This is a genomic window from Patescibacteria group bacterium, assembly GCA_041650895.1.
Lineage (GTDB): Bacteria > Patescibacteriota > Patescibacteriia > 2-01-FULL-39-33 > 2-01-FULL-39-33 > CAISTG01.
The window spans coordinates 59,604-79,666 of record JBAZKF010000002.1 but is presented as its reverse complement, the minus strand read 5'-3'; the positions used below and the strand labels follow the sequence as shown (position 1 = coordinate 79,666).

Below are 20,063 nucleotides of genomic sequence, written 5' to 3'. Positions count from 1 at the left end.
AAGGAGAAAGAAATGAAGACTCCCAAAGATAAGAAAAGGATTCCTCTCGGCGATTTACTGCGAGAAAAAACCGCAACCAGTCGTTCGCGACTGGAAAAAGAAGCAAAAGAAAAACAACGATTAAGAGAGAAACCGTTTGTTGACTGGGCCAAGTCCCTGATCAAAGAATTGCCGAGAATACTAAAAGCAATAGCTGATGAGGGTGGAACTGAATACATAGTATATCTTAGTTTGAATGGACCTCTAAATGATGAAATCAACAATCTTAGGGTTGATGAGCAAATTTCAAACTTACTCAGAGAAGCTTATGGTTTAAGATTCAACCCCACTGCCGGCCGAATGCTCCAGACTTTCTGCGAAGACAATGGTCTGACTTTCGATTCAAGATTGGATAGTGACGGTTGCATTAATGTCATTATTGCTTGGAATTGAAAAGGAGGAAAAATCATGGCCGAAAAAACACCGGGCAAATACAAACTCTATGAATTCCGCTCTCTGAGCCAAGTGGTGGCGGTTGTAGCAACTGACTTAGAAACAGCCACTAAAACCATGTTAGATCATGGCTACGAAATCAACCTCCCCGGCAACAGTGCGGGCTTTTGGTTGGAGCGGGTTTATGACAAAACTTTTGACCAAATCATTGTAGCTGACAAGGCCGAAGAAGAATCACCCGGACAACCAACGGAAATCGAAAAAGTCATTATTGATCGTTTGGAAGAATACCGTGGAGCAGATGAGAAGGCGAGACTGCAGACGCAGACGCTTGAACGATTCGCTTTTCTCCTGTATCAAGTGAGAGAAGAAATAGAAGGCTACACTCCCAAACGACAAAATAACATCATGATGATCTCTCGCTACATAAAAACGACGTTGGCCAACGTTTTTCCGGTTAATTGGGAGCAAGTCATGGCATTACCCCAATATCAGAAACTGGAGGCACTTTGCCAGAGCATCGGTTGCCTGTTGGAGATTGAATTAATGAATGAACCGCTAACCAATGAAGGCCTGATTTATCAAATCTTTCATATCCGCATCGGCAAAAAAACTGAACCGGTTTCCGGATCGGAACCTGCCGCCGAACAAGGCCGAGGGGTCATTCTTAAATAGCACTTTATCGGTTTGCAATAAAGCCGCCACCCAACATGGGAGGCGGCTGTTTTTTATCATTTTAATTGGCTTTGTATTAATTTTTCCACAAGCCGTGCAAATTGCAATAAGCGCGGGCCGTGATATTAGTTCCGGTACGATTAAACTCGGCCTCGGGAGCATCGCCCGGCTTCAAATACTGGCGATCAATCCGACCGTCAATAATAATCTCAATCCACTCAATATAATGCGTCTCCTCCATGGGATGAGGCACGACGCCGATTTTGACTTTTGCTCCTGTTTCAGTCTTCTCAACCACCGGCACGTGTTTCTCCTGGGCGGCATCAACGGAATTTTCCGCCTGCAGAATCATGTCTTGACCGCAACAAACCAACACTCCCCCGCCGACATGAACGACTTCTACAATATTGCCGCAAATCGAACATTTATAAACTTCGTTTAAATTTTTGACTGCCATAAATTTTAATTAGTTCTCAACCGATTAAAGCGATTTCTCCACTCCGCCGGCAATTATGTCGGCTTCGGTCGACCTGACAATTATTTCTTTTAATCGCAAATCATTAATGATGATACTTAATTATTAATTTTTATTCTAGTATTCTTCGCATTTTAATTGATAAAATGCCTGAGCATGGTTACAAGACGGACATTCCTTGGGCGCTTCTTTGCCGAAATACACATAACCGCACTCGCGACAAACCCACCAAACTTCTTCTCCTTTTTTGAATATAGTGCCGTCCTCCACTTGTTTCAATAGTTTAATGTATCTTTCCTCATGATGTTCTTCAGCGATGGCGATAGCCTTTAACCGAGTCGCGATTTTATCATAACCTTCCTCCTCAGCCTTGGCGGCAAACTCCGGATACATAGTAACATATTCCCAATTCTCGCCGGCAATGGCGGCTTTCAAGTTTTCCGCGGTCGTACCATAGGTTGTCGGCGCCTCGGCCTCAACTTTAATCGCTTCCAAGTCCTCTTGGGAATGCTTTTTCAAATTTTGGATTTCCTCAAACAGTTTGGCGGCATGCTCTCGTTCATTATCCGCGGTAATCAAAAATATTTCAGCGATCTGCTCAAACCCTTCCTTTTTGGCGACTTTGCTATACATGGTATAGCGGTTTCTAGCCTGCGACTCGCCGATGAACGCCTTGGCCAGGTTTTTTATGGTCTCTGACATACAATTATTATTAGATGATTAATTTATTCACAACTTAAAATCCATAACTGATTAAAATTAGTTAACGTTGCTGTCTGGTTTGGTAAATTTCTTCCACCTCTTCATCGGCCGGCGGATTATCCGGCAAACCGGCGCCGACAGTAAGCGAATCCGCTCCCCCACTTAAATCCGGCGGGGGAATCAAAGGTTTGCGAGGTTCCAACGAAGACAGGCTCAAAGGCGGAACATCATCGTCCTTATGGCGTACTAATTGCTCCAACATCTTAATCGCCGGTTCGCGCGCCGGCTCCGGCTTGCGCCGTTCATCTTTGACTTTCTTAAAACAATCATTGCAATATACCGGCCGGCCCTTCTCCGGTTGGAAATTCAACTTGAACATACTGCCACACATAGAGCATTTAGCATCAAACTTGCCGAATTCACGGCGCTCTCCCTGATCTCTTCTTTCCGGCCGATCAGAAACGTTTCGTGACTCACTGACACGCCGATCATTAGACTGTTCCTGCCGACTCTCCGACCTTGCCGTTTTGACATCGTCACTCAAGCTGCGATCACTGCGATCGTCGCGCCTGGGCGAGCTATCGTCGCGCCTGCTAAAAGAACGATCATCACGTCGCGGCGGACGACTATCTTGCCTATCATCACGGCTAAAAGAACGGTCATCACGTCTGATTGGACGGTCATCACGTCTTGGCCACACCATCGGCCGAGGCGGAGTTGGTGGCAAAGTGCCGGTGCCCAAAGCCGACAAGGAAATTGTCGGGCCGGCAACCGGCTCCTTCATCGGCACAACTTCACCCATTCTTAAATCGCCCTTTTCGGCATGAGCGGCAATGTCGCCCATGCGGGTGCTCAAATCAGTGGAGCTCCAACGATTAATCTTGTCTTCCACCACAGAACGCGGGTTAGCATATCTCTCGCGGGAAACATAAGTCACTTTCTCACTATTGTTAGTGCGGTATTCTTCAAATAGCGGTGGCAGAGTGGCAGCAGAAAACGGATCGGAAGAGACGCCGTCAATCATCAATTTAAGATAAACGGCGAAAGCCGGCAAGTTGACCAAGTCCTCTTCAGTAAAAAACGGCGCAAACTCCAATACCAGCTTCTCGGCATCAGACGCGCCGACGCGAAAACAAATCAACGTGCCCACGTTGCCGAATACGGCCGCCGCCACTTCTTCAGGCAACTGCTCAATATATTGGTGCGCTACAATCAAATTAAGACGGTATTTTCTGGCTTCGGATAAAATATTAGCAAAACTTTCCGTAGCGAAGTTCTGAAATTCGTCCACATAAAGATAAAAATCAGGGCGATCCTTCTCTAATATGTCCACTCGGCTCATGGCCGCCAAGTATAACTTGGTCACGATCATGGAACCCAAAAGCTTCATGGTATCTTCGCCGATCTTGCCTTTGGCCAGATTCAAAATCAAAATTTTCTTGTTATCCATGATCTCGCGCAAATCAATGGTGGAAGTCACCTGGCCGACGATGTTACGAATCAAAAAATTAGACAAAAATTGCCCGACTTTATTCTGGATAGGCGAAATAACCTCTTGTAAAGTTTTTTCATTCCATTTGGAATACTCATTAACCCAAAAACTGCGCACCACTGGATCCTTGATTTTGACTACGACTTTTTCGCGATAATCTTTTTCCACCAGAATGCGCATGATACCCAAAAGCGTAGAACCGGGGTAGTCCAACAATGACAAAATCGTATTGCGCAGAATATATTCCAAACGCGGGCCCCAAGAGTCGGCCCAGAGTTTCTTGAAAACGGATATAAGGCCGGAAGCGACGAAGTTCTTATTGATTTCATCCACCGCTTCCAGCACATTAAAGGCGATAGGAAACTCGGCATCGGCCGGATTAAGATAAATCACGTCATTAATGCGATGTGGCGGAATAAAATCCAACAGCTTCTCTGCCGTATCACCATGCGGGTCAATATAGCAACAACCCTCGCCGTTTAGAATATCGGAAATAATAAGATTCTCCAGCAGGGTGGTTTTTCCCATGCCGGTTTTACCGATGACATACATATGACGGCGACGATCATCACGTTTAATGCCAAACGACCTGCGCGCATTGCGGTAGTTGGTTTCGCCGAAAATTGTTACATTATCATTTAGTCCAGGCATACGAATTAAACAAAGGGTAAGTTAGGGGGTGGAGCGCCTTTTCTTGAAGGCACAGTCCCTAGGCCCAGATTATCGGGCGGCGGCGCGTAAGCCGGCTGCGGATACTGCGGTTGCGGCGGATACTGCGGTTGCGGCGGATAAGCGGGTGCTGTGGCCGGCGGATAAGGCACGGCCAGATCAGGTAAAGGCGGAGCAAGCGGAGGCACGCCCGGCGCCGACTCATAATTGGGATCTTCAGACGGCGGAGGCTGATAAGCGGGCGCTGCGACTGGGGCAGTAAACATTTGACCCGGAGAGGTGGGAGCCGAGGGAATGATAGGCTGGGTATAAGTCGGCCGTTCTTCTTTCTTGGCCGGACCAACACGCTGTTCATACGGCAAACGCGTAGGCGGAGCCGCTTTCTTGCTCTGGATCATGCCAACTTCCGCCGCTTTGACCGTCATTACCGGAAAGTGCCAAATAGTGGCCAACTCTTCAGGATTAAGGTAAGTGATTTTTTCATCCACATTGCTTTCGCCGTACCAGGCATGACGCTTGCAAAACCAACGCAAGATGCGATTTTGTTTTTGAGCGATACGATGATTGACAAAAAAATAGTCAGCGGCGGTCTTAGTATAGGAACCGGGCTTAAAACCGTTGGCATTAGTGGTATTGAACTGATTGATGGCGCCGGTAATACCAGTAACGCCACGCCCCTTGGCAAAAACCTCTTTCTTGGCCAAATAAACCATGCGGTATTTGACTTTAAACTGATGCTTAGCGAGTTTCTTTTCCACCATTTCCAAAACCGTACGCTCGCCGGGCGACATCTTGAACATCTTCCATTGATCTTCTTCTTTTTTCTTATCGGCGGACGCGCCAATTTCCATGCCGACGGCGTGCCCGACTAGCCCCATACCCCAATCAAGAGCACCGCCTAACGGCTTATTAATGATATCGGCGGGATTAAAAGACTCCGGCGGTTTATAAATTTCTTTTTTCAATTCGGTCAAAACTTTCTTTACTGTTTCCGCTTTCCAATAAGGCGCGCCTTGCGGTTGAACAATAACCTGGATCCAAGTCTGTTCGCCCGGTCCAATCCGGCTCATATTCTCCAATAAATTAGACATCGGATCCAAGAAGGCTTGGCTCAAGCGATGCTCAAACTCCTCATAAGTCTTGATGGGAAAAGGATATTTTCTGGTTAAAACGAATTCTGCGCCCCACATGTTGTATAATTTATTGGGAAAATGCAACTTAGAAAACGGGACGGCCTGACCGGTTTTAGGATCAATATCTTCTGAGTCATAATTGACGTAATCGTCAACTTCAGTGATTTCCGCATCCGGGTATTGCGAATAAAGCGCGGCTTGAATAAAATCCATAAAATGCGCCGGGGTACGGATAAAAAACCTGGTATGACCCTCAATAGACACGAGTTCAAAAGAAAAGCTCTCAGTCACCTTGCCATTCCAATATTTGTCAATCAAATTAGAAGAGCCAAAAACGCCGGCCAAGGCAGAAAAGATGTTCTCCACAGCCTTAGGCGTCTGTTCATTGTTTTTGGGGATATCCACCGCCAATAAACGCCATTTCCACTTGCTCTGGAACCGGCCGGACTGATTCTCCAAGAAAATATCCTTATAAGAACGCCACATGAACATCAAAACAAAAAACACCCAGCCGCCGTGCCAGAAAAAATACCAGGCAATTTGCATCGGATCCATTTGACTAAACTGCAAAAACCAAATTAAAAAACTCTCCCACAGATTGTTGTTGGCCAAAGAATATAGGATGTTGTCGTAAATATTCGGTTGCATGTGTTGTTTGTCCGATTATGGCAATCGGATATAAATTAATTATAACATAATTCAGCCGGCGGCACCAAATCAAAATAAAAAATAAATACCCGCCCTAAGCAGGTATTTATTTTTATTTAGGAATTTATCGACTCTTGTCATCCTCGAAAATTCACAGCAAGCTTTCGCAAGCTATAACTTATCAGGAATCCAAGGGATTTTCCATCACGCCTTAATTGTATTATATTATTCCGAAACTGCAATCTTTATTCCTGTTCGGCTACTTCTTTAATCACTTCTTCGACTGCTTCTTTGACTACTTCTTTAACTACCTCTTCCAAAGCTTCATCGGCCATGACTTCGGCCGTGCCTTCATCAACCAAGAAATATCTGCCTTTGTCGTTGCGCTTAATCTTATCATGGTTCATCAAAGCCAGATAAACGGTGGAACGCTTGACATTGCGACGCTCCAAAACCTTATCAATAATCTGATCTTTGGTCAAAGGACCGTCTTCTTTTAAAATATCAATAATGACATCAGCCACATTGCCCGGGCGATAGCCCCATTCGGATAAAGCATAAATGCCGCGGCCGACTAAAACATATTTCGGGTCAAGGATCAATTCATTATGGACAGTCGGAGCATAAGCAATTTTGCCATCAAAAGCATTCTTATTGATTTCCGAAGCGATTTCAGTAAAATGCATGGGACGACCGGCTTTCTTTAAAGTCAAATAAATCTTATCATTTATTTTCTTAGGCTTAACAATGCCCCAAGAAATCAAACCCCAATTATCAAAAATGTCCTGTTGGATCTTACGAGAGGCGCGCAAATAGCTTTCCAAAATCTTATCAATGTCTTCGTCAGTGGCCTCCAACATGGTGGTCAAAGACAAAATCTGATCTTTGTTTTCGTTATAAAAGCTGGAATTCTTGAAATGCTTCAAAAGCTCAACCAAGCTGACCGGTTCGCCATTCTTTTCAATGATGCCGACCATTTCGCTGATAACGCGCTTTAAAAAATCGGTATCGGAAGAACCCAAACGCCATAAGTGATTGAATTCCTTATCTTGACCGACTTTATTGATGCGATCGGAAAAAATATGTTCGGCCAAAAACAGCAAGGAATTCTCGCTCTCCTGATGGGTGTCCAAATAGTTAAGGACGTTTTCCAAGAAAAAGGCCTCTTCCATGACACCACCGTATTGCTCCAAAAGCTGAGAAATCACACCTTCGGCTTCGCGAATCTCATCTTTGAGGTCGCGCAAATCCTTGAGCTTTTTGATGGACAGGTTTTCAATCTGTCTAACGCGCTCGCGGGTAATGCCGTAAACCTGGCCGATTTCTTCCAGAGTATGCTTTTTATCAATACCTAAGCCAAAACGCTTTCTAACAACGTCCCGTTCCTTTTCGGACAGGTTATTGAATAAGGTGTTGATCACATCGACCGGGTTAAAGGCGGATAAACCGTCTTTAAACTTGTTTTTTCTGACTTGATCCAAGATGGACATATGATAATTAATATTGAATATTAAACTAATCGCCAATTATTGTCAATGGGGGTAATTTGATTAATTACTCCATTTTAGCAAAAATTTTATCGTTTATTTTTACCTAAAATTAGCTAAAATTTGACTATAACTGATTCTTATGCCTTAATTATATCAAAAAAAATGGTAATTGTCAATAGATAAAAAATAAACCCCGGTAATTGGCTCCGGGATTTATATTTAGACAATTCCTACTCTTCTTTATTTAATTCTCTAAATACTTAATAATATTCTGCTGATGTTCAGCATAAGTCCGACCAAAATGAGCGCGGCCTTCGCTGTCGGTCAGGAAATAATAATACTGGTTGGGCTGAGAATAAATCACGGCGTTAATGGAAGTCAAGCCGGGATTACAAATCGGGCCGGGCGGCAAACCGCGATACTTGTAAGTATTATAAGGACTATTGACTTGCAAGTCAGCATAAGTCGGACGGGGTGATTTTTTGCCAGTGACATAATTAATAGTGGCATCGGATTGCAAACCAATCCCCTGTTTTAAACGATTAAGAAAAATCGCGGCAATAACTCGGCGATCATCATCATACAACGCTTCGCGTTCCACGATAGATGCCAGAATCAAAGCGTCATAAAAACTGGAATTGTCTTTGGGCGCATCAAAACGCATCTGCGCCGTAACTTTGCGATCAAAATTGTCCAACAGCTTCTTAATGATATCCTCCGCCTGGGCATCGCTGAAAATCCGATAAGTATCGGGAAACAAAAAACCTTCCAGCGATTTAATACGCTTATCTTGCAAAAAAGCGTATTGATCTCGCCAATTATCTATGGTGCCGGCAGAAACAAATTCCTGTTCATCAACAATCCCCCGCTCTTGAAGATAAACGGCGATATCTTTAATTTTCCAACCTTCAATAATAGTGATGGTTAACTCGCGGTCAATGTTGGTGTTGATGGTTAGTTGGCGAATAATTGATTTAATTGAGGAGCGCGCTTCAATCTGATGCGTACCGGCCACCAAGCGACTATCCGCCTTAGTCAGTTTGGCATACAGCTTAAAGATAAAAACATTAGTTATCAATCCCCGGCTCCGAAGCGCTTGAGCAATCTTATCGGCGGTAATGCCTGATTCAATATTAACGGTTGTAACTTGGGTAAAACCGTTCTGGCGATTAAGAGAATAAAAAAACCACAAAACCGCTAAAGCGCTGACAATTAAAAAAGCGATAACTACTCTCTTTAACATAGTAAATAGCTGATTAATAATATCTGATATTGTAGCAGAAATAATCAGCCAAGTCCAAGGACTTCGTCTTGAACCGGCGATTATGGTATAATTATCTTAAATGAAGGCGAACAAAAAACAATTAATCCTGCTTGGAGCGGCGATTACCATCGGCGTTAGCTGTTTGGCTTTGAACGGAATAATACAGCTGGGCAAAACCGTCCAAGCCGAGGAGAATCCGGCGGCGACCGAAGAAATAATCCAATTAACCAACACTTACCGCCAAAGTCTAGGGCTTAATGACCTGAGCGTCAATCCTCGCCTAACCCAGGCGGCCATTGATCGCGCTAAAGACATTTTGGCCAAGCAATATTTTGGCCATGTCTCGCCGGATGGCAGAAAGTTCTCCGACTGGGTTAAGGATGTTGACTACAAATACTTCTACGTCGGTGAAAACTTAGCGATTGATTTCAATAACAGCCAAGACGTGTTCGAGGCCTGGCTCAAAAGCGCTGGCCATCGCCAAAACTTGGAACGCCGGGAATACCAGGAAATCGGCGTAGCCAGCCTGCAGGGCGAATTCAAAGACCGACCCACTTCCGTGGTTGTCCAATTATTCGGCTCGCGCGTAATGGGAGCCAACGAACTGGCTCTGCCCGATACCGCAGGCGTGGACAATTATTTTCCCGTATCGCGCGGTTGGCCTATTGAACAAGTTTTAGTCGCGATAAATTTCTGTCGCTGGTGGCTCAATTGCCTGATTATCATTATTGTCGTACTGTTGCTTTTAACTTTTTTACAACCGCCGTCGAACAACAAAAAAAATATCCAAAAACCTTCAGCCAAATTAAATCAGCCGAAGGTAAAGGTAAGCAAAGCAAAAAAGGTTACGATTATAAAAACAACCAAAGCAAAATCAAGACGGCCAAAATCACTCGATACCAAGCGAAAACGCCGAGCGAATGATCAATCAAATATTTCAACAAAAACTTAATGGCAAAATAACCGCTGATGGCGGCGGCCAAAAAACCGACAGCCAACAAAGGCCATTCAGCAACAGTTAGCGATTCAATCTGTAATAATGATTTAACCCCGGCGCCCAGAACAACAGGCATAGATAATAAAAAAGAAAACCTAGCCGCCTGTTCCCGAGTCAGTTTCAGCATCAGACCGGCGCAGATGGTAATGCCGGATCGAGAAGTGCCGGGAATCAAAGCGATAGCCTGACCCGCGCCGATAACCAACGACTCCCACCACTTAAGCGATTCGGCTGTCCGCAAGCGCTTGGCGTATTTCTCCAACAGCCAAAACAAGATAGCGACAACTATCAGCATAATGGCTACGATCAGGGCGGCGAATCTGCCTTCATGAAATACTTGTTCAATAAAATCATCAAAAAAATAACCGACCAGCACGGCAGGAATCGTACCGATGATAATCAGCCAGGCTAAACGCTGGTTACTGTCGCCGCGAAAATTCCATTTGGCCAAGCTGGAAAAAAATCCCCGGATCAAACGGAGGATATCACGCCAAAAAAATACCAAAAGCGACAGGAATGTCCCCAGATGGAGCACGATATCAAAAGTAAGATTATCCGGCAGATTAAACCTCAAAATATCATGCAAAATAACCAAGTGGCCGGAGCTGGAGATAGGCAGAAATTCCGCCACGCCCTGGACTAAGCCGGCCAAGATCGCCCATAAATAATTCATAAGATAAAAAATTTAATAATTATCAATTCTATGTACTTACTAATCATCATTCCGGTTCTGGCCGCGCTTATCGCGCAAGTCGTCAAATTAAGCATTGACGGCATCAACCATAATCTCAATTGGCGCCATATGTTTGCCGATTACGGCGGTATGCCGTCTTCCCACACGGCCTTTGTTTCCGCTCTGGCCACAGTCGTAGCGCTCCGTGAGGGATTGGATTCCGCTGTCTTTGCCGTGGCTCTGATCTTAGTGGCCGTAGTGTTGCGCGATGCTGTCGGCTTCAGACGGGAAATCGGCAAAAACGCCACTCTAACTAATATCTTGGCCAAAGAAGTTTTTCCGGAAAATCCGGAAGTACTAATACGCGAACGTATCGGACATACTGTACTGGAAGCGGCTGTCGGTTTGATCTTCGGCGTTGTTTTGGCGCTAATTCTTTATGCCCTGCTCGCTACAGTTTAATTCTACCCCGCGGTCTTGACATTATTAAGGTATCATATTAATATAAGCTAAGCAAATCAATAGGACTTTAAAACCGAAAAACCATAAGGAGGACAAGTCATGGCCTTAGTCAGAGAATGTGCTTTATGCGGCATGCACCAAGTGATTACTGATCGCGAATTGGGCCTTTGCGGCACTTGCTGTGAATTAATAAGCAAAAAAAAGAAAGGCAGGTTGGCAGTACATCTATTCTGCTATTGCCGGCTTTGTAAAAAATCCATTACCGAGAAAGACAAACATTTCGCCGTTTGCAAGGCCTGCGCCAAAAAAATCAGAAAAAACCGAAAAAAGATGTTGCGCCGAGTAGCAAAAGACGAAAAAAAAGGCAGGCTAAGATTCACCTGCTAAGAATTCGCCTAAAACAGGAAGGAGCCCTGAAAATGAGCCGGGAACATTGCACTGAGCCGAAACAATCGCCGGACAACAAGGTTGTGCCAACACCTCCGGAGTTGCCTGAACATAGGTTAATGATCACTCTTGATAATGATGCTATGGGCCTAACCACGTATATCAATAGAAACGCCACGCTAAGCACCATGATCTATCGGGCGATCAAACTATTACTGCATTCTCTCATCTCTAATCACAAAACAGATTTACTGCCTACCTATATTGAAGCTGGATTGATCGGGAATATATTCACTGACGGTTCGTCGGATGAAGGGGCTAATCCGGAAAAAGTTGCGGCAGAAGAAAAAAGAAGGCGACAGGCTAAAGAGCGCCGCATAAAAGAACACGAGCAAACCAAAGAAAAATTTTATTCGGATCAAAAGCGACTCATTCAATGCGAGGAATTACTAGGTTTCATTGAGGCTGTAGAAACGGAATTGCTAAGAGCCCGCATAGACGGCGGACTTAAATCTGCCGGCTGTCCACTGGCGCTGCTAGATCAAGAGACTGAAAGAATCTTTACTGCCACAAACGGAGAAAAAAGCAAAGAGAAAATAATGGATTTAAACTATGATGAGATTCTATTGATACTAAAAAATATCATGTATTACCTGGAACACCGCCACGAATAAAACTCATCGCACACATCTCAACACATCCTTATCGGGTGTGTTTTATTTTTGGCAAATAGGACAGAAATGAGTGCCACGGCCGCCTAACTTGATCTTATGTACCGCTCCGCCGCAACGCCGGCATTTTTCCCCGGCTCGTCCATAAACTTTCAGGTATTTCATCATTCCGCCCTCGGCGCCCGAAGTGGTGACATAAGTATCGGCGGAAGTGCCTTTTTTACTGATGGATAATTTAAGGATGCGAGGTATGGCCTTAAACAAATCCTTAATTTCTTGTTCTGTCAGCTTATTAGTCGGCCGAGCCGGTAAGACGCGAGCTGCAAAACAAATTTCATCGGCATAAATATTGCCTACGCCGGCAATCAGCGTCTGATCCATTAATACCTGTTTAATTTTGCGGTTGGGATAACGTTTTAATTTTTCCTTAAAGGCTGAGAAAGTGAAATCCTTAGACAGCGGTTCTAAACCATACTTAGCTGTTTCATTTTCGTATAATTTCCGATCAGCGAACTTGATCCAGCCAAAACGGCGGATATCATTAAAAAATAAATGGCTTTTATCAGCGAATTCAAACGCCGCTCTGGTAAACTTGGTCGGCAATTCACCCTGGAAAGCAATGGGGTGGCCGCCAGACAAACCCTTACCGCGACGATCGCGAAAAACCAGCTGCCCGGTCATCTTGAGATGAATCAAAAGATGCTTATCGCCGCTGAGATTGATTATAATCATTTTGGCGCGACGAGCCACGCCCAAAATTTTCCGGCCCTTAATTGACTGAACAAATTTTTTGTTCATCGGCCGGACTGATTTATATTTAAACACTTGGACGTTTTTAATCGTCTTATATTTTATCTTCTCATTCAGTTCGCTGACAATGGTTTGCACCTCTGGCAGTTCAGGCATAAAATTATTTTTATATCGTCAGTTTAGCATCTTTCAGTTAAAAATAAAAGTCGCGAGAATCGCGACTATAAATGTCAAAACCGAGTTACCATTTAAACAACCGACGCAAACACTCTTCTTCATCCGGCACTAACGGCAAAACTTGCCGTTGCCCCATAATATCCCAAAGCGGTACCCAACTATACTCAATATGCTCCGCCGGGTTAAGGATGATTTGATTTAAATCGTAATTTAAGGGTAATTCCACCTTAAGCATGAAATAAAGAAAGTCATAACCCGGATAGCGAACAGCCTCGGGTAAAGAGCAGAAAATCCGACAGTTCAGGTCTTGTGGCAAATCACAACCGGTTTCTTCTTTAAATTCGCGAGTTGCCGCTTCCCCGACACTTTCCGCATGTTTTATTTTGCCGCCGGGTACGCACCACAATCCGCCTTGAGGTTTATCGGGGTGCCTTTTCAACATCAAAATGTGGCCTTGCCGCACCAAATAACAACCCACAACATTAAACATTGGTCTAAAATTAAGAAAACCATTCAAATCCTCAAGTATCATGGCATATCTCCTCTCATGATTGTTTTTCCAAAGTTCTATTAATTATAACATCTTAAACAAATCTTTAAACGATGTCAATAACCGCGATTGGATAATATTAAAATATTGGATTGACAAAAAAATTAAAGTGTGCTATAATGATATGAATCATTTGATAACGGATATGAATTTGCTGAAATTAGGTGAAAAATAAACAAGGGAGAAAGCGATGTTCTTTAAAGTCGACCAATGGTTACTGGGATTATTTGAGCGTAACAGTAAAGCCCTAACCCGATTAACAGGAAAAAATAATTACTTCTGGGCGAGGGTTGTACTGTTCCTATCGACTGTGATGATTTTTTTGGTTGTCGATGCCAGTGATTACAAGCTATACTCTTCATTTTTTATTGTGGTTTTTTCTCTGCTAATAGCCGAAATTTATTGGATGGAGCGGATAGCTTTGAACAAAATTTCATCGGATGACACTAATCCTCCGAAAAGAGCCGACGACTGGTTTTATCTGAGAATAATGGCCGGGCTGTTTTTACTGTTGGTGCCATCATTGGCTCTATTAGAAATGCTGTCAATTAGCTACTTAGGTAACCCAATACTAATCTACAATTGTTGGCTATACCTGGGTTCTTTATGGATTTTCATCTACCTTGTGTCCTGCGACACCGAGATAGCCACAGTTCCCGCTACCTCTAAATCTGAAAACGATTGAGCGAAGGAGAATAACAATGAAAAACCGGATTAAGATTTGGATGGGTGCGTGGATCGCGTTAATGGCCTTATTGTTTACTGTCATGAAATTGGACATCTGGTGTAATCCTTGGCTCTATGACATAGTAGGCCAATGGAAGTGGTATAATTTTATTACTTCACACCATGGGTTAACAGCACTTTATATCCAGCATAATTCAATCTGGATGGTGCTATTTCCTGTGTTACCACTGCTATTATCGGGACTGGCGGTGTTTGGTTGGCGAGACTCGTGAACATGGTAATATAAACGTACAAACAAACAACCGCCCGGTTTTACACCGTGGCGGTTTTCATTTTCCATAATAATTTAAATTTCTAACCACTAACCAGCCAATTTTGATTATTACTTTATGCGCTCCACTAATTGAGAAATCTGCGCCGCATGCTTTTCAATTATTGACGGATCGCGGAAATTTTTGGAAAACTCCCGAAGCTGAGACATCGCTTTAATGATTCCGGTTTTAGTAGGATGATCAAAATCCTCACCTGCATCATGAAAGGCTTTGACTACGGTATCCCGACAATACACCCGATTACTTTCCTGGTCCCCCTCTAAGCCCGTATCAGCGCAATGGGCGTCGTAAAAACACCGAATCATCGCGTCTCTAACCATTAACGGCGTAACCTCGCCATCAAAATTGATGCCATATATTTCTGGCATATTATTATGATTAATAATAAACGATTATTTATTTCCCATGGCAGTCCTTATACTTTTTCGGCTTGCCATCCGGATAAGTCGCCCCGCAAGGGCAGGAATCGTTACGGCCGACTTTCTCGCCATTATAATGGGCGCTGTCTTTTAAGATTTTATCAGCTTGACGTTCTGCTAATCCGGAATCATTTTCCATCGGTGACTTCAAGGACGATTGATCACTGGCGCCCTTAAGCTGGACACTCTTGGGCCGACTCTCCGTTTGATTCATCTCCTCCGGCGACACAAAACCGATTTTATAAATACTATAAGCCAACTGGTGGTCAATCATCGCCATCAACTCCTTAAACATACGCAGGGATTCCTTTTTGTATTCCACTAAGGGATCGCGCTGGCCGTAGCCGCGCAAACCAATGCCGGTGCGCAGATATTGCATCGTATCCAAATGCTCAATCCATAAAGTATCAATAACGCGCAAAAACATGCCGCGCTCCACTTGGCGCATGGCCGGCAACTGCCCCTCATCCACCGGTAACATATTGATCTTAGCTTCCAATTCGTTATATTCTTCCACGGCCAACTTTTTCAAATAACCGGAAATCATCTCGCGGGACATCTGGTCTTCTTGATTATCCCCCGCTTCCCGCCGTAATTCTTCCAAATTTTTACGCGCCTCCGATTTAACGCGGAAGATCAAGCTGACTGCTTCATAAATTTCTTCTAACTTCCATTGGCTTTCGTCATTATCCTGGGTAGCCAACGCCACAATTGCATCAATTTCCCTCTCAATGGCACTAAGAGCCGACTCCTTGGTACCCTCCCCGGCCAAAATCTGCCGGCGTTTGCGATAAATAGTTTCGCGTTGTTTGTTCATGACATCGTCATATTCCACTAAATGTTTGCGAATGTCAAAATTATGCGTTTCCACTTTTTTCTGTGCCTGTTCAATGGATTTGCTGATCATGCCGTTTTCAATCGGCATATCATCCGGCACACCCAAAGTCGTCATCATTTTTTTCATTCGCTCCGAACCGAAGATGCGCATCAAATCATCGTCCATAGAAATGAAAAACAGCGAGGAACCGGGGTCGCCTTGGCGTCCGGCGCGGCCGCGTAACTGGTTGTCAATGCGGCGGGATTCATGGCGCTCCGTGCCGATCACGCACAAACCACCGGCGGCAACTACTTTTTCATACTCTTCTTGGTTAAAAGGATAACCGCCCAAAATAATATCCACGCCTCGGCCGGCCATGTTAGTGGCAATAGTCACAGCACCGGCCCGACCGGCTTGTGCGATAATATGCGCCTCCTTTTCATGATGTTTGGCGTTTAGGATTTGGCACGGAATGTCGGCGCGATCAAACAACTCGGACAACAGCTCATTCTTCTCAATGGAAACCGTACCGATTAAAACCGGCTGGCCGTTTTTGTATCTGACCCTGACTTCTTCAATCAAAGCGTTGTATTTGCCTTGCTCATTTTTATAAATACGATCATTCAAATCCTTCCTGACCATCGGACGGTTAGTCGGAATGGTTGTAACTTCTAAATTATAAATCTTAGAAAACTCCTCGGCTTCCGTAGCGGCCGTACCGGTCATACCGGACAATTTAGTATATAAACGGAAATAATTCTGAAAAGAAATAGTAGCCAAAGTGACGCTTTCCTTTTGGACTTTAACGCCTTCCTTGGCTTCAATGGCCTGGTGCAAGCCTTCGCTGTAGCGGCGGCCAAACATCATACGGCCAGTGAACTCGTCAATAATAATAATTTCGCCGTCCTTAACCACATAATCCTTATCGCGTTTAAACAAGGCCTGGGCTTTTAACGCTTGCTCAATGTGATGCACGTCGGCAATGCCACGATCAGTATAAATATTTTCTACGCCCAAAGATTTTTCTACCTTAGCAATGCCCGCTTCAGTCAAGGTGGCGGCGCGCTGTTTCTCATCAATAGTATAATCATCCTTATCCGCCAGAGTCTTAACAATTTGCGAAAATTGAAAATACTTGTCTGTTGATTCCATATCCGGCGCCGAAATAATCAACGGCGTTCGAGCTTCGTCGATTAAGATCGAATCCACCTCATCTACAATGGCGTAGAATAGATCACGCTGAACCATGTCCTCCGCCCGCGTTACCATGTTATCGCGCAAGTAATCAAAACCGAACTCATTATTGGTGCCGTATAAGATATCGCAAGCATAAGCTTCACGACGGGTGCAAGGAACCAGATTCTGCACATCCAAAACCGGGTCGCCTTCTTGGCGCTGATGCTGTTTATCAAATTTATAAGAAGTATTCTGCTGTTGGATACAACTGACCGAGAGCCCCAAAAAATCATAAATCTGCCCCATCCAATCAGCATGAATGCGCGCCAAATAATCATTGACAGTAACCAGATGCGCGCCCCGTCCGGCCAAAGCGTTCAAATACATCGGCGCAGTGGCAGTCAAAGTCTTGCCTTCACCAGTCCGCATTTCCGCAATATGTCCCTGATGCAAGGCGATACCGCCCATTAATTGAACGTCAAAATGCCGCTGGCCGATAACGCGCTTGGCCGCTTCGCGGATAGTAGCGAAGGCCTCGGGCAAAATATCATCCAAGGCCTTATCCTTGGCCAGTTCAGCTTTCAATTTAGTAGTCTGAGCCTTTAAATCCTCATCGGATAAAGCCGAGATCTTCGGCTCCAAGGCATTAATGGCATCAATTGTTTGTTGAAAATCGGCTAATACTTTTTTATTAGGATCGCCGAATATTCTGGTAAAAAAAGACATAAATTATGGTTTAAATCAAGATTGGATTAGTTTACAACATTTCATTCTTTTTGGCAATGCGCCAGTTGCTAGCCGGCAAAGCTGATTGCGTCGACTGAATCAACTAATCGCGCAGGGTTTCCTTATATTTCATAATCTCTACCTTCATCTTATCTTTGACTTCATTGATTGATTTGTATAAATCGTCAGACTCGGCTTCAGCGCGAATGACTTTCTTCGGCACTTCCAAATTAACCTCGGCCCGAAAAATATCGCCCTTATGGTGATGTTCGGTAGTTTTGCCCACTTCCACCTCGCAACCGATGATATTGTCAAAATATTTAGACAGTCCGCCGATTTTCTCATTAACCGCCGCTTCAATGCCCGGCGTGAGTTCAATTTTTGTTCCTTTGATTGAGATGTTCATAAATTATATTAACAATTAATTATTAAAAATTAAAATCCCAAATATTGGACTTCCTCCATTAATTGCAAACTGAACTTGCTTCTGACTTTTTGCTTGATTACTGATGCTAACATTATCACATCGCTGGCTGTCGCGCCACCGGCATTAATGATTATTCCGGCGTGTTGATCACTGACTTTGGCGCCGCCAATCTGCCGGCCGCGCAAACCGCATTCATCGATCAGCCAGGCAACGGGAATCTTTTGCCAAGCGATAAATTGTTCGGGGATTTCCGGGTGCCGGCTTTTAAGTTCAATTGTTTCTTCCGGAGTCAACGAGATGTTATGGAAAAAACTGCCGGCCGACGGCCCTTCGCTGAATTTAACGCTACGCTCCGCCATTATCTTTGATATTTTTTCTTTAGCCACGGCGATTTCATCAGTTACGGCAACTTTCAATTTCAGAGTGGCGGACAAAATAATATCTTTGTTGCCATCATTTTTAAACCGGCTCGCGCGATAACTAAAATCGCAATCACCATTGCTCAATTCTATTATCGCTTTTTCTCTTAGAACTTTTACTGTAGCCACGTTTTGCGCCATTTCTCCGCCATAGGCTCCGGCATTACCGCAGATAGCTCCGCCGACAGTTCCGGGAATGCCTGTCGCCCACTCTAAACCGGTTAATCCGGCCTTGAGTGATTCAGCAAGCGCCAAGGCCAAGGGCACACCGGCATCCATAATTATTTGATCTTCGCTGATTTTTATTTCACCGCCGTTTATTTTTATCACCAGACCATCAAAACCGGCATCACTGGCCAAAATATTACTGCCGCCACCCATAATAGCATAATTTATTCTTGCCATCTCCGCTTCTTGCATCAACCCTAAAATTTCCTCAGTATTTTTTGCAAGTGCAAAAAATTTAGCCGGTCCGCCGATCCGCAAAGTGGTGTGATTGGCTAATGATTCATTTTCTTTAAACCTTTTGTCGAGATTTTTTCTGGCTTGTTCTAACATAATATTTGCTTAATTCTAAGGCTTGTTGCTGTGCGGCAAACCCCGGTACTTTCTTGACTTTTTTCCGCTTGCGCGGCTGTTCGGCTTTTTGTTGGATTTTATATAAATCTACTGGCATATTGACATTGATTATTTATTATGATAATATCATAAATCAATAGAGTTCTTTTAACAATAATTTGGCAATCTTTGGATTAACCAACCGAGAAGGAGAAGAATCATGAAATACTGGTTTGTTTCTTACGCTATGTTCAACGAACATTTTAACCCAAGCATCGCCAATATCCTTCTGGCATTTGATAAAGACTACTTTCCAATCAGTCAGGCAGCAGAAAAAATCAGTGATGTTTGTTTTTGCGACACACGGATAGCTATTTTGTCCTTTCAGGAAATATCCGAGGATTGCTTTATTGAAGAAAAGACACGAAAAAACAAAAAGGAGAAACAATGGCTGAATATCACTGTTCCTTAACGGCCGAGCAACGCGAAGCGGCCATGAAGCCCTTTCCCAATGAATTGCTTTTAAAGTTAACAACTATGGTATTTAATCTGCGCGCCAGCTTAAGGGAAGAGGGCGACTTAATGGTTGTCCTCATGGCGCTCTTATGGGGCAACAACCCTGAATATGAAAAAGGTAAAACCCTCTCCGCTCCCCGACTGCCGGAAATCATCGCAGAAATCCGTTCCTTGCTTTGGTTAGAAATTGACCACAGCGCTCCCCCGGAGAACAATGACAAAATCAGGGATAAAATACAATTCCTCTATGATTACCTGGAACATCCCGAACGTTTTGCTTTTGCATGTAACGTCGCAATAGGCAGAAAACCTTCCTGATTTTAAAGTTCTTTGCTAACA

The 20,063-nt window shown here is 44.1% G+C and carries 23 protein-coding genes; 9 read left to right on the top strand and 14 right to left on the bottom strand.

Going from position 1 to position 20,063, the window contains the following annotated elements; genetic code table 11:
* Positions 1-12: 12 nt before the first annotated feature.
* Entirely contained in the window at positions 13-432 is a 420-nt protein-coding gene (locus WC473_05170) for a hypothetical protein (protein ID MFA5125179.1), read from the top strand.
* 15 nt (positions 433-447) lie between these two features.
* Positions 448-1,107, top strand: a complete 660-nt coding sequence (locus WC473_05165) for a hypothetical protein (protein MFA5125178.1) — start codon at positions 448-450, stop codon at positions 1,105-1,107.
* Between the two features lie 76 nt (positions 1,108-1,183).
* On the opposite strand, the gene WC473_05160 is transcribed toward WC473_05165, so the two are convergent.
* From WC473_05160 to mltG, 6 genes are all read right to left on the bottom strand, one after another.
* Positions 1,184-1,564 (bottom strand): desulfoferrodoxin, encoded by a 381-nt coding sequence (locus WC473_05160; protein ID MFA5125177.1) that lies wholly within the window; start codon positions 1,562-1,564, stop codon positions 1,184-1,186.
* A 135-nt stretch (positions 1,565-1,699) separates the two neighbouring features.
* Positions 1,700-2,284: a rubrerythrin family protein gene (locus WC473_05155; GenBank protein ID MFA5125176.1), complete on the bottom strand. Its 585-nt coding sequence runs from the start codon at positions 2,282-2,284 to the stop codon at positions 1,700-1,702.
* 61 nt (positions 2,285-2,345) lie between these two features.
* A complete protein-coding gene (locus WC473_05150; protein MFA5125175.1) occupies positions 2,346-4,427 on the bottom strand; it encodes a CxxC-x17-CxxC domain-containing protein in 2,082 nt (693 codons plus the stop codon).
* Between the two features lie 5 nt (positions 4,428-4,432).
* Complete coding sequence (locus WC473_05145; protein MFA5125174.1) at positions 4,433-6,226, bottom strand: hypothetical protein; 1,794 nt, start codon at positions 6,224-6,226, stop codon at positions 4,433-4,435.
* A 245-nt stretch (positions 6,227-6,471) separates the two neighbouring features.
* The gene (locus tag WC473_05140; protein ID MFA5125173.1) at positions 6,472-7,716 is read right to left on the bottom strand and encodes a sigma factor-like helix-turn-helix DNA-binding protein; all 1,245 of its coding nucleotides are present in this window, start codon (positions 7,714-7,716) and stop codon (positions 6,472-6,474) included.
* A 244-nt stretch (positions 7,717-7,960) separates the two neighbouring features.
* Positions 7,961-8,959 (bottom strand): endolytic transglycosylase MltG, encoded by a 999-nt coding sequence (gene mltG / locus WC473_05135; protein ID MFA5125172.1) that lies wholly within the window; start codon positions 8,957-8,959, stop codon positions 7,961-7,963.
* A gap of 100 nt (positions 8,960-9,059) precedes the next feature.
* Between mltG and WC473_05130 the strand changes: the two genes are divergently transcribed.
* Positions 9,060-9,932: a CAP domain-containing protein gene (locus WC473_05130; protein ID MFA5125171.1), complete on the top strand. Its 873-nt coding sequence runs from the start codon at positions 9,060-9,062 to the stop codon at positions 9,930-9,932.
* On the opposite strand, the gene uppP is transcribed toward WC473_05130, so the two are convergent.
* Complete coding sequence (uppP, locus tag WC473_05125) at positions 9,832-10,650, bottom strand: undecaprenyl-diphosphatase UppP (protein MFA5125170.1); 819 nt, start codon at positions 10,648-10,650, stop codon at positions 9,832-9,834. The two genes, WC473_05130 and uppP, sit on opposite strands and share 101 nt — an antisense overlap.
* A gap of 30 nt (positions 10,651-10,680) precedes the next feature.
* On the opposite strand from uppP, the gene WC473_05120 reads away from it, so the two are divergent.
* The 3 genes from WC473_05120 (at position 10,681) to WC473_05110 (ending at position 12,173) form a co-directional block, all read left to right on the top strand.
* On the top strand, positions 10,681-11,112 hold the full coding sequence (locus WC473_05120; protein ID MFA5125169.1) for a divergent PAP2 family protein: 432 nt from the start codon (positions 10,681-10,683) through the stop codon (positions 11,110-11,112).
* Positions 11,113-11,211: 99 nt separating this feature from the next.
* Positions 11,212-11,499, top strand: coding sequence for a hypothetical protein (locus WC473_05115; GenBank protein MFA5125168.1), 288 nt, complete (start codon positions 11,212-11,214; stop codon positions 11,497-11,499).
* 32 nt (positions 11,500-11,531) lie between these two features.
* Positions 11,532-12,173 carry a hypothetical protein gene (locus WC473_05110; GenBank protein MFA5125167.1) on the top strand — a complete coding sequence of 214 codons (642 nt, stop codon included), beginning with the start codon at positions 11,532-11,534 and terminating at the stop codon, positions 12,171-12,173.
* A 42-nt stretch (positions 12,174-12,215) separates the two neighbouring features.
* On the opposite strand, the gene mutM is transcribed toward WC473_05110, so the two are convergent.
* Together mutM and WC473_05100 are read right to left on the bottom strand one after the other, a co-directional pair.
* A complete protein-coding gene (gene mutM, locus WC473_05105; protein MFA5125166.1) occupies positions 12,216-13,076 on the bottom strand; it encodes a bifunctional DNA-formamidopyrimidine glycosylase/DNA-(apurinic or apyrimidinic site) lyase in 861 nt (286 codons plus the stop codon).
* Between the two features lie 85 nt (positions 13,077-13,161).
* Positions 13,162-13,629 (bottom strand): NUDIX hydrolase, encoded by a 468-nt coding sequence (locus WC473_05100; protein ID MFA5125165.1) that lies wholly within the window; start codon positions 13,627-13,629, stop codon positions 13,162-13,164.
* 208 nt (positions 13,630-13,837) lie between these two features.
* On the opposite strand from WC473_05100, the gene WC473_05095 reads away from it, so the two are divergent.
* Positions 13,838-14,332: a hypothetical protein gene (locus tag WC473_05095; GenBank protein ID MFA5125164.1), complete on the top strand. Its 495-nt coding sequence runs from the start codon at positions 13,838-13,840 to the stop codon at positions 14,330-14,332.
* Between the two features lie 384 nt (positions 14,333-14,716).
* Here the strand turns inward: WC473_05095 and WC473_05090 are convergent, their stop codons facing one another.
* From WC473_05090 to WC473_05070, 5 genes are all read right to left on the bottom strand, one after another.
* Positions 14,717-15,034: a hypothetical protein gene (locus WC473_05090; protein ID MFA5125163.1), complete on the bottom strand. Its 318-nt coding sequence runs from the start codon at positions 15,032-15,034 to the stop codon at positions 14,717-14,719.
* A gap of 28 nt (positions 15,035-15,062) precedes the next feature.
* A complete protein-coding gene (secA, locus tag WC473_05085; GenBank protein ID MFA5125162.1) occupies positions 15,063-17,804 on the bottom strand; it encodes a preprotein translocase subunit SecA in 2,742 nt (913 codons plus the stop codon).
* A 103-nt stretch (positions 17,805-17,907) separates the two neighbouring features.
* Positions 17,908-18,210, bottom strand: coding sequence for a ribosome-associated translation inhibitor RaiA (gene raiA / locus WC473_05080; protein MFA5125161.1), 303 nt, complete (start codon positions 18,208-18,210; stop codon positions 17,908-17,910).
* A gap of 29 nt (positions 18,211-18,239) precedes the next feature.
* Entirely contained in the window at positions 18,240-19,208 is a 969-nt protein-coding gene (gene murB, locus WC473_05075) for a UDP-N-acetylmuramate dehydrogenase (GenBank protein MFA5125160.1), read from the bottom strand.
* A complete protein-coding gene (locus WC473_05070; protein ID MFA5125159.1) occupies positions 19,168-19,326 on the bottom strand; it encodes a hypothetical protein in 159 nt (52 codons plus the stop codon). Before WC473_05070 ends, murB begins: the two co-directional genes overlap by 41 nt.
* A gap of 102 nt (positions 19,327-19,428) precedes the next feature.
* Here WC473_05070 and WC473_05065 point away from each other — a divergent pair, with 102 nt between their 5' ends.
* The gene (locus WC473_05065; protein MFA5125158.1) at positions 19,429-19,680 is read left to right on the top strand and encodes a hypothetical protein; all 252 of its coding nucleotides are present in this window, start codon (positions 19,429-19,431) and stop codon (positions 19,678-19,680) included.
* Entirely contained in the window at positions 19,656-20,042 is a 387-nt protein-coding gene (locus WC473_05060; GenBank protein MFA5125157.1) for a hypothetical protein, read from the top strand. Before WC473_05065 ends, WC473_05060 begins: the two co-directional genes overlap by 25 nt.
* The last annotated feature ends 21 nt before the right edge of the window (positions 20,043-20,063 follow it).